Origin of the sequence: Streptomyces pinistramenti, assembly GCF_020564935.1 — a bacterium.
Taxonomy (GTDB): Bacteria; Actinomycetota; Actinomycetes; order Streptomycetales; family Streptomycetaceae; genus Streptomyces; species Streptomyces pinistramenti.
The window spans coordinates 1-12,066 of the sequence record NZ_JAJCXB010000016.1; the positions used below are offsets into that span (position 1 = coordinate 1).

Annotated in this window: 7 protein-coding genes and 2 pseudogenes; 3 read left to right on the plus strand and 6 right to left on the minus strand. The window is 67.5% G+C overall.

Annotated elements, in window-relative coordinates; all coding sequences use genetic code 11:
- Positions 1-760: ABC transporter ATP-binding protein (locus LIU39_RS13685; protein WP_227046970.1), on the plus strand; the 760-nt coding region annotated here is incomplete at its 5' end.
- 33 nt (positions 761-793) lie between these two features.
- On the opposite strand, the pseudogene LIU39_RS13690 reads toward LIU39_RS13685, so the two are convergent.
- Together LIU39_RS13690 and LIU39_RS35275 are read right to left on the minus strand one after the other, a co-directional pair.
- Positions 794-940: pseudogene (locus LIU39_RS13690) on the minus strand (peptidase C39 family protein); the annotation flags it as partial.
- 646 nt (positions 941-1,586) lie between these two features.
- The gene (locus LIU39_RS35275; protein WP_227046971.1) at positions 1,587-3,410 is read right to left on the minus strand and encodes an ABC transporter ATP-binding protein; all 1,824 of its coding nucleotides are present in this window, start codon (positions 3,408-3,410) and stop codon (positions 1,587-1,589) included.
- Positions 3,411-4,239: 829 nt separating this feature from the next.
- Here LIU39_RS35275 and LIU39_RS13700 point away from each other — a divergent pair.
- Complete coding sequence (locus tag LIU39_RS13700; protein WP_227046973.1) at positions 4,240-7,485, plus strand: lantibiotic dehydratase; 3,246 nt, start codon at positions 4,240-4,242, stop codon at positions 7,483-7,485.
- The gene (locus tag LIU39_RS13705; protein WP_227046975.1) at positions 7,482-8,831 is read left to right on the plus strand and encodes a lanthionine synthetase C family protein; all 1,350 of its coding nucleotides are present in this window, start codon (positions 7,482-7,484) and stop codon (positions 8,829-8,831) included. The genes LIU39_RS13700 and LIU39_RS13705 overlap by 4 nt, the downstream gene beginning before the upstream one ends.
- Before the next feature lie 315 nt (positions 8,832-9,146).
- On the opposite strand, the pseudogene LIU39_RS13710 reads toward LIU39_RS13705, so the two are convergent.
- The 4 genes and pseudogenes from LIU39_RS13710 to LIU39_RS13725 all read right to left on the minus strand — a co-directional run.
- Positions 9,147-9,992 (minus strand): annotated as a pseudogene (locus LIU39_RS13710) (transposase); the annotation flags it as partial.
- Positions 9,993-10,328: 336 nt separating this feature from the next.
- Positions 10,329-10,580, minus strand: a complete 252-nt coding sequence (locus LIU39_RS13715; RefSeq protein ID WP_227046976.1) for a hypothetical protein — start codon at positions 10,578-10,580, stop codon at positions 10,329-10,331.
- 49 nt (positions 10,581-10,629) lie between these two features.
- Positions 10,630-11,052: a hypothetical protein gene (locus LIU39_RS13720; protein WP_227046977.1), complete on the minus strand. Its 423-nt coding sequence runs from the start codon at positions 11,050-11,052 to the stop codon at positions 10,630-10,632.
- Positions 11,053-11,288: 236 nt separating this feature from the next.
- Positions 11,289-11,714: a hypothetical protein gene (locus LIU39_RS13725; protein ID WP_227046978.1), complete on the minus strand. Its 426-nt coding sequence runs from the start codon at positions 11,712-11,714 to the stop codon at positions 11,289-11,291.
- Positions 11,715-12,066 lie beyond the last annotated feature (352 nt).

Genomic DNA, 12,066 nt, shown 5'->3' on the forward strand with positions numbered 1-12,066 from the left:
CACCCCCGACCACCCGGCCGCCCCCTCCGACGGCCTGCGCGCCACCGGGCTCCAGGTCGCCTTCACCCACCGCCGCCACACCCACCAGGCCCTGAACGGCGCGGAGTTCCACGCACCGGCCGGCACCGCCACCGGCATCACCGGCCCGTCCGGATCCGGCAAGACCACCCTCCTGCGGACCCTGGCAGGACTCCAGAAACCCGACGCGGGCTCCCTCACCTGGAACGGCCGGCCGCTGCCCGCAGACGTCCGCAGGCGCAGCCGCGCACAGCAACGGAGCATCCAGCTCGTCCCGCAGAACCCACTCGGCGCCCTCAACCCCACCCGCACCATCGGCGCCTCCCTCACCCGCCCGCTCCAGCTCCACCGGACCGTCGCCAAGCCCCGGCGGCCCGCCCGGGTCCGCGAACTCCTCCACGATGTCGGCCTCCCCGCCGACTTCGCCGACCGCTACCCCCACGAACTCTCCGGCGGCCAGCGCCAACGCGCCTCCATCGCCCGCGCCCTGGCCACCGAACCCGACCTCCTGCTCTGCGACGAGGTCACCTCGGCACTCGACCCGGCAACGGCCACCGCGGTCCTGCAACTCCTCACCCGCCTGCGCGCCGACCGCCGGCTCACCCTCGTCCTGGTCAGCCACGAACTCACCCTGGTCACCGCCTACACCGACACCCTCCACCTCCTGCACGAGGGCCGGGTCACCACGGCACACCCCCAGGAGCCCGCCGCGAACCGGACAACCGGAGCCGTCAGGTCCTGATCCCGCCGGACCCGACCACCGGCGGCCAGAGCATCAGCGGACCCCCAACTCCCCCAGAACCCGCCCCTGTTCCGACGTCAACCGCACCGGGAAGTACAGGTAACACACCCCACCGGAACCGCCCTTGACCTGGCCCTTGTCGTCATACCGCTTCGTCCGCAGCCAGATGTTCTCGAACTGGGGCGCAGCGCTTTATCAGACACAGCCGCCCCTGACAAACATGCAGGTCAAAGGCTTGGGCTCGTCCGCGCCGAACGAGCCCAAGCCGGGCCGTGCTGACGTGGTGCTGAGTTCCCGCCCCGCCCCTTCCGGTCCGTTCGGGAGCGTTGCGCTGGATCGGTGCTGGCAACCGCCGCACCTCCGAGCGATGGCAGACTCAACCCACAGCGCCCCCGCGTTCCGCCTGGGGACCTCTCAGGCTCAAATCCACCACCCGCAGACGCCCCTTGCGATGGGCACCAGCAACCCCAGACGGCCTTGCGCGGGAGCATTCGGCGCGGCCGGGATTCGTCCTTATTGTGCCGCACTCCCAAACTATGGATGTGAACAGCCATGGACCAAACCATGTGGACCGTAACTTCCCTGGCCAGCTCCCTCGGAAAGCCCACGTCATGGGTTTATGACAATCACGAGAAACGAGCCATCCCCAGCTTCGCTTGGGACCGGGGCTGCGGGCGGCCTGACGCGGGATCTCAGGTGCGCCCGAGCAGGGGAGAGAAGGCGGCCGAGTTCCGTGCGCCGCGCCACCATGGCCGTCGACCGCGCCGCTGGACGCGTGCCGGGTGTCGAGGAGTTCGCCGAGGCATGCCGGGACGCGATCCGATTCTCAGTTCATTGTTGGAGTTTGACTGACGTAGGCGGAGGCTTGAGCTTGAAACAGGCCGGCGTAATGACCGTCGTCGGCCAGCAGTTGGTCATGGGTGCCTTGCTCCACGAGGGCACCTTTGTCGAGGACATAGATCCGGTCGGCGTCGCAGACGCCGTAGAGGCGGTGGGAGATGAGCAGTACTGTGCGGCCTGCGAACAGCCGTCGGATGTGAGCGAAGAGTTCGGCTTCTGCCTGGGGGTCGAGGGAGGCGCTGGGTTCGTCGAGGATGACCAGTGGGGTGCTGCGGTAGAAGGCGCGGGCGATTGCGAGTCGTTGCCACTGTCCGAGGGACAGGTCGGCGCCCTCGTTGAACTCTTTACCCAGGATGGTGTCGTAGCCGGCGGCGAGTGCGTCGATGGCGGTGTGGATGCCCGCTAGGCGCGCGGCCCTGGTCACTGCTGCGGCATCGATCGGAACTCCGGGCCGGCCGAAGGCGATGTTGTCGGTCACCGACATCCGGTAGCGCAGAAAGTCCTGGAACACCACTGTCGACAGGCTCCGCAGTGTTCGGGTGTCGGTGAGGTGCTGTCCGTTGAGCAGTATTTCACCGTGGTCAGGCGGGTAGATGCCCGCGAGGATCTTGGCGAGTGTGGTCTTGCCTGAGCCGTTCGTGCCGACCAGTGCGACGACCTGCCCTGCGGGCAGGGACAGCGAGACGTCGTGCAGGACCGGTGCGAGTGAACCCGGGTAGGTGAACCCGATGCCGGTCGCGGTGATTTCGCAGTGGTGCGGCAGTTGTCGCTCGGGGAGTGCCGGTGGCCTGGTGTTGGTCGTGAGCAGCCGGAGATCGTTGATGTAGAGAGTCGTTTCACCGGTGCTGGCGAGGACGCTGCTGGTATTGCGCATCTGGGTGGACAGCAGCCAGAGGCCGCCGACGGCAGTCAGCGTTGTGGACAGCTCGATCCAGTGCGCGTAGGTGGCCAATGCCAGGGTCGTCAGCGTGGCGAGCAGGACGAAGTCGCCAAGGGCACGTGCGCCCAATTGCCGCCAGAGGAAGCTCTGCGCGAGTACGGACCGGCGATCTACCTCGTCCGCGAAGTCCGCCTGCCAGCGGTTCAGCAGCAGGGGGCCCAGGCGCAGTGCGTGCACCTCGGCGGCTTCGCGCCGGCCGGTGAGCGTCTGCTGAAGGTACTCACGACGCCGTCGGTTCTCGGCCAGGTCGCGGTGGACGCCGTAGTAGGCCAACCGCATTCGGTGGAGCGTGCGCAGGGTGGGGATGGCGGCAATGACGAGCAGCGGCACCAACCACCACACCATCGTGGCGAAGGTTACGGCGACGATGACGACGCTCAGCGCGGATTGGATCATGCTCAGTGCGGTGAACAGCAAGATCGTCGGCTGGTGCTGGGACGCCGTGATCGCCCGTTCGACGCGGTTGTGGAATTCGGGGTCCTCGAACTGGTAAGGCTCGGCGTGAGCGGAGACGTCGAGTACCCGACCGACGGCTTCTCGTTCGAGTTTGGCGGACAGCACCAACTCTTGGGAGTCAACCACGTCCGTGACCACGCCGCCGAGCGTGGCGAGCACGACCAGGACCGCGGCATGGGCGATCAGTGCGGTGAGCGAAGCGTCATCGCCCGCGTTATCGAGGGACACCGTGCGGGTCAGGGTGCCGCGCAGGGCGAGAACTGCGGCACCGAGCCCTATCGCGGAGGCCAACTGCAGGCCCACCACAAGAAGAAGTCGCGTTCGGTCGGCGTGCCACGCCAACCGGATCGCGAACGGCAGCACGGTTCGCAGCCTCGCCGACACGCCTGCGTCCGCCGGGTCGACGGGGTTCACGGTCCTCATGCTGCACCACCAGGCTTTCCGGGCCAGGGAGACCGCCGTCGCTCGTGGCAGGGGAGCCGTGCGGCCCGACGCGGCGGTTGCTCGCGCTCGGTAATTCAGAGTGGAATCACTCGGCGTCAGACTACGCAGCGAAGCGGAACAAGCTTATGCCGGGTCATGAAACTCACTCATACGGTTACGCATTTCACTCGTCAAGGTGGTGATGTGATCGACCCCCGATTCAGGGATGGAGTTCGACCGAGCCGACCTGCTACATTCGCCTGGACCACACTGAAAGTTCCCACTCTTGAACGTACCGTGGCGCACGACATATATCTTTTAATTTTCACCGGAAGCGGCGGAGTGCAGTCCGGGAAATCCAAGCAACTCAACCTGGCCAGGCCGAGGTACGAGCTTCTCGAAGGATTTCGTTGGCCATCACTGCCATGCAGTCCCTGGAATTCTGACGGACCACCGTTGTCCCGAAAATCGAGTCACGGGGAAACGGAGTCCGCAGTGACTTCCCGAGCCGAAGAAATCGATTCGGGATGCAAGTGGAAGACCGGTCCGGCTTCCACGGCTCCGTGGTGTTAGCGAAAGAGGTTTGCCATGGCAGAAATGGTCCAGGACATCTTCGACCTTGACGTTCGAGAAGTGACAACGGAAGCCGATCCCGCCCCGACGGGAATGGTGACGGAGGGGTCCATCGTGATCACATCGTCCTGCAAGTGCACCTGCTGTTGGTGCACCCGCGCCACTTGTTAGCAGCCGTGGGTACCTCTGCCCGCACGGGCAGAGGTACCCGAGCGTGACAGCGCACTCAACACCGCGGATGTGGCTTATGAACAAGCAGGACATGTTCTCATGTGCGGACTTCGCACTGCTTCGCGCGCCGGTGCAGCCGATTGCTCGGCTTCATGAGACCACAGGCGGCGGCCTAGACGACGGTTTCGGTGACGAAATCGGAGCTGCGATCGAGAGTTTGCGGACATTGGCGGCAGACCCTTTGGTGGGTGAGGCGGTCCTGGTGTCCAGCGGTTCCTTGGCCCACGGACTGAGGCGTGTGCTCCTCGGCGGTGACCGGGGTGGCGCCAGCAAGACCCCGCGTCCGGCGGATCTGCACCGGATGATGCGGGCGCTCCTGAGGTACCGCCTGCGGATGGCCACCAGGCCCACGCCGTTCGGTCTGATGGCAGGGGTGGCACAGGTCCAGTTCACCGCCAACGCCGACGAGGTGAAGGTCCGCCTCGGCGACCGGCACCGACGGGTCAGCCGTCCCGACCGGGAGTGGCTGGGTCACCTGGCGGCGGACTGGGAACGCAGCCCGGAAGTGCTGACGCGACTCCGACTGGTGCGCAACAACCTCTGCTTCGTGCGCGGTACCCGGCTCGTCCTCCCGTACCAGCCTGAGACCGACACGGCGGGCGACCCGGAACGGCTTCACGAGATCAGCGTCCGGTACACCGAAGCTGTTCGCGCCATTTTGGAGGCCACCGCCGTGCCGGTGGCGTACCCCCACCTGCGGGACCGCTTGGTGACGAGCTTCCCCCAGGCGCCGAGCACGGCCATCGACACCGTGTTGCTCCGCCTCGTGGACAAGGGGTTCCTGCTCACCGAGCTCCCGCCACCGCCGGACTCAATCGACCCGGTCGGCCACATGCTGGAGGTGCTCGCCGGAGTCGACGCCGGCCAGTCGCCCGAGCAATGCGACCTGGCAGCGATCCGGGCCGGTCTCGTCGACTATGACGAAACACCGCTGGGAGAAGGGACTGCGGCTTGGGAGGCCGTGACCGCCCGGATGCGCGGTCTGCGACCGGGGGACGCCTTGGTGCAGGTCGATCTGGCCCTAGATGCCGACGTGCGGCTGCCGACGTCGGTGGGTACCGAAATCGCACGGGCGGCCGGACTGCTCTGGCAGCTGGCACCCACCGAGGACGAGCCCGGCTATCTGCGCGATTATCACGCCGACTTCGTGGAACGCTACGGGTTGGATCGGCTCGTGCCGTTGAAGGAGCTGCTCGACCCCAATCGCGGGTTGGGCGCGCCTGCGGGCTATCACCTACCGCCGGGTTCCCGACAGACACGTCCACCGCACGGGAAGGTCGACGGCCACGAGGCGCCGCTGCGGGACCGGATGCTCGGCGATCTCGTCCAGAGCGCCAACGCCGCCGGCCAAGGCGAGGTGGAACTGACCGACGACCACCCGGTGGTACGCGAACTCGCGACCGACACCGGTCAGCCGCCTGACTCGATCGACCTGTGTGCCCAGTTGTTCGCCGATTCGGTCGACGCGCTGGCTGCCGGTCGATTCACAGCAGTGGTCGCCGGCTGGTCCGAACGGGCTGGGTCGATGATGGGACGGTTCGCCCACCTGTCGTCGTCAGTGCAGCAGGCATTGTCCGATCTCGCATCCGGCGCTGTCGGAACGTCCCGTCCCGACGTTCTGTCCGCCCAGGTCGCTTTCCACCCCTTCTACCCGCGGTTGGCGAATGTAGCGAGCGTCCCGCGTCTGCTCTCCCACGCGATTCCGGTGGCGGTGTTCGCCGATCGGGACAACCCCGCCACCCTGGACCTGGACCGACTGGCGGTGGGAGCGCTACCGGACCGGCTGTTTGTCGTGGACCGCGACAGCGGACGGCGGATTGCCCCGACGGCGTTCGACGTGATCAACGATCGCACGAATGCCCCCAACGTGGCGCGCTTCCTGCGGGAGGTCCAACACAGCGGTGTCAGACCTTGGCAGGGGTGGTCCTGGGGCTCTGCCGAAGCCCTCACTCATTTGCCCAGGGTGCGCTACGGCCGCACCGTGCTTTCACCCGCTCGATGGCGACCTGATCCGGTCCTGTGCGACAAGCGGGCACGGTTCGACGACTGGAGCGCCGCCCTCGACCGGTGGAGGGAGCGCTGGCGCGTGCCCTCCCAGGTTTGTCTGTCCTACCTCGACCAACGCATCGAGCTGGACCTCGACAGCACGGCGCACCTCCACCTGCTCCGCCACGAACTGGAACGCAGGCCGACCACGGTGTTGCGCGAGTCCTACCGGGGCGCCGCACCAGGACACGGCTGGCTTGCCGGGCCCGGCGGGCCGCACCACAACGAGGTGGTGTTCGCGCTGACCCGTCGCACTCCGCCCGAGGAACCCCGCCGCGACGACCATCATCGACGCGCGCACGACCGGGCGATGTCGACCGTCAGGGAGGCTGCGGAGGGGGAACAGCCACCGGGCGGGCAGTGGGTCTACGCCCTCCTGCACTGCCCCACCGAACAGCACGACGAACTGCTCGTCGACGAAGTCGCACCGCTGGTCGAGCACCTGCCCGAAGGGGTCGATCGCTGGTTCTTCATCCGGTACCACGACACCGCCCCGCACCTCCGCCTGCGGATCCACGGTACGGATGCGGCCCGTGCCGAGTTGACCGATCGGGTACGCGACTGGGCTGCGCGGCTACGCCGTCTCGGTCTGATCAACCGAGTCGTCTTCGACACATACGACCCGGAATGGGAACGCTACGGCGGCCCCGACACGATGGCAGGAGCAGAGCGGGTCTTCCACGCCGACAGCGTCGCCGCCCTGGAGAAACTCCGCTTGCGCAACGCCGGGCAACTCTGCAGTGACCCCCTGCTCCTGCAAGCCTCCAATCACATCGACCTGATCCGCGCTTTCTCACACGACCCTGAAGAAGCTGACGCCACTGCTGCGGGCCGGCAACCGGAACCCTGGATGCACCAACTCCTGGACCGTACGGTCCGCCTTCCCGAACATCGTGCCTTCCAGCAACGCCGCCGGGAGGCATTGGCACTGGTAGACCCTTGGGGCGGCTGGAACCGACTGCGCGCGGAACCAGGAGGTGCGACGCTGCTCCGCTGCTGGGCCGACCGCGCCGGCGCGGTACGCGCATACCGGAAGCAGCTCGACCAACTGGGCCCACACTCGTGGTCATCGCAACCGGAAGTGCTGGACGCGCTGCTGCACATGCAGCACAACCGCTTGGTCGGCGTCAATCCCGAGTCGGAGCGGAAGGTTCTCGCTATCGTCCGAGGCGTCGTGCAGAGCGCCGTTGACCGTTGGAGAAAGGAACAGCGATGAGCAGCACGGCAATGGGTGCCCTCGACGTCGTCTACCCGCCCGGCACCGAAGACAGCCGGAAGGACGCCGCGCGGATCGTCACCGAATTGGCCACCCGGCTGTCCGATCCCGCCGCCGTGCTGGCGATCACGACCGCTCCGGACAACCTCGAACAGGTCCCCGGGGAGCCGCCCAGGAGCCCATGGGGACGAGCCGGCCTCGGAGAAGGCAACGCGGCGGTCGCAATGCTGTTCGCCGAACTCGGCCACATCGACACCCGCCACCGAACCCACGCCCACGCCCACCTGTCCGCAGCCGCCGCCGGAGTCGGCTCCTTCGCAGAGGAAGGACTCTTCTACGGAGCGCCGGCCGTCGCGTTCGCCGCACGCATGGCACAACACACCAGCACCGACTACGCACGACTGCTCCACGATCTCGACCAGCAGGTGACAGCGCGGCTCAATACCCGGCTCACGCTGGAGAACCGACGACTCGACGCCGGGATCCCGGGAGCAGACGTCCGCAGGTACGACGTCATCAACGGCCTCACCGGATACGGACGTTACCTGCTTCTTCAGGCGCCACAACACCGGCGACTGCTCACCGACGTCCTGACCTACCTGGTCCGATTGACCAAACCTGTCACGGCGCAAGGACACACCGTGCCGGGCTGGTGGCTGCCACGGCCACCGGATTCCCCTGACACCCCCTTCCCCCACGGTCACTTCAACCTCGGCCTCGCACACGGCATCCCCGGTCCACTGGCACTGCTCGCGCTGGCGAAGCAGAGGGGAATCGAGGTTCCAGGGCACGACACGGCGATCAACGACATCGTCGAGTGGACACTCGCCTGGCGACGCCACGACGACCACTGGCCAACGGAAATCAGCTTCGAACAGCAGATCGAACCCGACACGACAACATCGCTCCCGGACCGGACCGCGTGGTGCTACGGCACCCCGGGAGTAGCACGAGCGCTGTACCTCGCCGGCACCGCCCTTGACCGGCCTGATTGGCGACAGACAGCAGTCGACTCACTCATCGCCGTCATCGACAACCCACTGCACGTTCACGACCAGGCGATCTGCCACGGCTGGGCCGGACTTCTGCATATCGCCTGGCGAACAGCCCGCGACAGCGGCGACCCCCACCTCGCTGCCCGGCTTCCCCGGCTCGCATCCCCCATCCTCGCCGCCTACGACGACGCCCACCCTCTCGGCTTCCTCCACAGCAGCCCCTACACCGACCTGGCACCCCACCGGGCCGGCCTCCTTGACGGCGCCGCTGGTATCGCACTGGCCCTGCACGCGTACGCCACCAACACCTCCCCTGCCACCCCATGGGACGCCGCGCTCCTCCTCACCTGACACCGCATCAATGCCAGGGTGCAACCGATCAAAGTCACACTCTCCAGTGTGAGCTCGGAGGCCATGAGATGACATCTTCGTCCGGACCGCGCCGCTAACCTCGATCTTTCGAGATGGGCCGCTGACGGAGTCGGTGGCCCATCTCGCTGTCGATGCCAGTGATTGGGCAGGTCGTGGGCCCGAGCGTCGTGTCGGGTGAACACCGGGTTCCGCTGCTCGGGGTTGGAACCTTCTCTCATAGGGGCGGGTGAACCTACTGGTCAGCCGGATTTTGGGAGAGCGTTGAGTCGCTCGGTCGTGCCTGTGATGACGTCGGTCCAGGGCCAGTTGCACGAGCTCCAGCCAGATCTGGTTCTGCGCCGTCTTGTGGAGGGGCAGGTAGCGCGGGCGTTTCGGATGCGGTCCTCGGCGCGTACGCGTTGGCGGTGTCGCAGTTCGAGTGCGGCGATCCAGGCACGGTCGCGGATCTCGCCTTCCGGTTCGACGGCCGCCGTCCAGACGGTGGGCGGGACCGTGCGGACGGCCTGAGGAATCTGCTCGGTGATGGTCATGCCGACCGAGTACGACGGCCACCCACCCCACTTCGCGAGCCAGGCGACGAACTCGTGGGCGCCGCCACCGGAATCGGTGCGGATGAGCGTCTGCCGTCCGCGCCGGTATCTCTTCGGCCACTGGGCCAGGGCTAGTTGAGCGGTGATGATGTGGTCGGCGGCGGTGTTGCTGCCCGCGTTGCCCGGCCGCAGCAGACCCGCGACCGGGCACCCCGCTGCCACCGCTTCCATGGTCGGCGCTGCCCATCAGCGGATGACGTCCGAAGGTGTTCTTCCAGGTCGCGGTGACGTCCTGCTTCTCGGAGTGGGCCAGGACGAGTACGCCGTCCAGGTCCACAACCACCTGACCTGCGGTGCTGGGGGCCGCATCCTGGGCCAGCCTCCAGACCCGCTCGCGCGCTTCGGCACGCGCGGCCCGGATCGCTGAAAGGGCACTCGGGCCGACCGCGGCAAGGCACTCGATGAGGCGGGAGGCCGTTGGGTCGGAGGCCACCGGTCCGAACACGGCCGGCTCGGCCCGCAGCATCCCGACATCCGCGAGGCAGCCCCCGCCCAGCGCGACCGCGAGGACCGCGTCCAGCAAGATCTTGCCCGGATCGTGTACCGCCCGCTTCACGTCCGACCGCCCCGCCCGGCTGTCTACGGGGTGCGGGGCGGGTGCTCTTCAGGGCTCGTCGGCGATCCGGCGTGCCGCACGGCGGCAGCTGCTGGGTGCTTTCTACACTCACCCTCGCGGAAATCGACCTGGCCGACGAATTGATCAAGTGGGAAACGCAGGCATGGGCGGAAATCCAGACCGGCGCCTTTCGGTGGACACGGCCCAGGAGGTCCACGAGCTTGTTGTCGCCCATGCGGATGCCGCGGGGCAGCAGCGTATTGATGTCGAGGCCGCATTGAAGCGGCGCGTGCGGCGTCCGGAGGCCGACGGGGCGGAAGTAGGCCCGGGTCAGGTGGGGTCGACTGTCAGGCCGGGCATGACGAGGCGGCCGGGGTCGCTTTCCATGCCGGTGAGGCGCAGGCCGGCGGGGGTCTGCGCGTCGAGGCGCAGCTCGTTGGTGAGCAGTTCGGCCGCGTGTGCCGTCTCGTCGGGGTCGAGGACGGCGTGCTCCCACCACCCGGCAAGCGGCCGGTCCCACCCGCGCCGCCGCATCTCGGCGTGAGGCGTCGGATCGGGCCGGGCCCGGTCGTCCACCAGCACGGTGAGGTCCTCGCTGCCCTGGGCGACGCCCCCGACCGTGCGGCCGTTGTCAGCGGTGGGTTGAAGCCGAGGTGCCCGCGGGGCGGGAGGGCGGCGGCCACGGCGGGTTCACCTGTAGCTGCCACATGTACGGCAGACGGGCGAAGTCGACGCTGTGCGGGTCAGTGTCGAAGTGCCCCCGCTCGGCCTCTGCCAGATCGTGCGGGTGCCACACCGCCAGGTGCAAGGTGGTCGCGGCGCTCCGCGACAGCAGGAGGACGCGGCCTTCCATGGTCCAGCGGACGTACGGGCCACGCACGGCGCCCCCGTAGATCGCCGGGCCGCCGATGCGGCGGCATACCGCCGCGATGGCGGCCCGTATCGCGCCGGGGGCATCGGGTATCGGCTCGGGAGGCGCCTCCGCACCAGATTGGGCGAGACGGCGGCAGGCGATCTCCACCGAGTCCTCTAGACCGCGTATTCGCCCAGCCATGTGGATATCGTGACTGAGTGTGTGATTTTGCGCATGTTGAGGTGTTAAGGGCTGGTGGGGCTGTAGGGCCTTCAGCCCCACCAGCGTGCGTGAGGGGTTCGCGTAGGTGACCGCAGGGGGGTGCTTCAGACCGTGCATGGCGTGAAGCACTCCAGAGGGCGGGCTGCGTCATGCAGCGGAAGGTGGGAGTGCCCTTCGCCTTCAGCAGCCTCGGCCCGCTTGGCGTTCGCCGACTGTCACTTGCAGTAGGGCAGGAGGTCCACCATGTGCGACCAGCCGTACTGGTCCAGGTTGGTATCGCTCACGTAGACGTTGCGGTGCCCGGTGTCATCGTCCGTCCGCAGCCAATAATTACTTCCCCGGCCGTTGGTTTCGTTCTTGTAGAAACCGCCCTCGACATAGCAGTAGAAGTAGTTGCGGCCACCGTTGAGCGTGCCGGCGTGGCTGCTGCTCTGCGCGTCCGGCGTGTAGTGCGTCCACTGCGTCCGGGCGGTGTTGAAATACACCTTCGAAGACGCCGCGGCCTGTGCGGTAAGCGGCGCCCCGGGTGCGTGTGCTGCCGTGTTCCCGGACGGCTGGGCCGCGCTGACGCCCGTGGCGCCGAACAGGAGTCCGCCAGCCGCGAGCGCACCGAACAGTGTGCGCCGGAAAGTCTTGTACATCCCCGTTCCCTCATTCTTCTGCGGCCCTTGATCGGTGGGCCAGTTGAGCAGATGCTCACATGCTCATCCAGAGCCTCACAAAGGTCAATACGCACAAGTGCGTACACCGCGAAACTCCGGCCCCGAGGGGCGAGGTGGGCCCGCGCGGCGGCACATCGGCCGGCGCCCTATCCGCCCGTGAGTGCGACAGCAGGCGGATGGCTGCGCCGCATCCGGCTCCTCTTCGGGGTCGCCGGATGGTCCGGCCATGACGGGAACGGTGCGCGACGGGCTTCCGCGCCCGCTGCCGGTGATGTCAGGGGCAGTGGTCGGCCTCGGAGAGGAAGAGGGCGAGGGGCCGGCAGGGAGGAGG

Bases quoted from the DNA above. Each gene is read 5' to 3' on its own strand.
- LIU39_RS13700 (WP_227046973.1), top strand. From the start codon at position 4,240: ATGAACAAGCAGGACATGTTCTCATGTGCGGACTTCGCACTGCTTCGC.
- LIU39_RS13705 (WP_227046975.1), top strand. From the start codon at position 7,482: ATGAGCAGCACGGCAATGGGTGCCCTCGACGTCGTCTACCCGCCCGGC.
- LIU39_RS13725 (WP_227046978.1), bottom strand. From the start codon at position 11,714: ATGTACAAGACTTTCCGGCGCACACTGTTCGGTGCGCTCGCGGCTGGC.
- LIU39_RS13720 (WP_227046977.1), bottom strand. From the start codon at position 11,052: ATGGCTGGGCGAATACGCGGTCTAGAGGACTCGGTGGAGATCGCCTGC.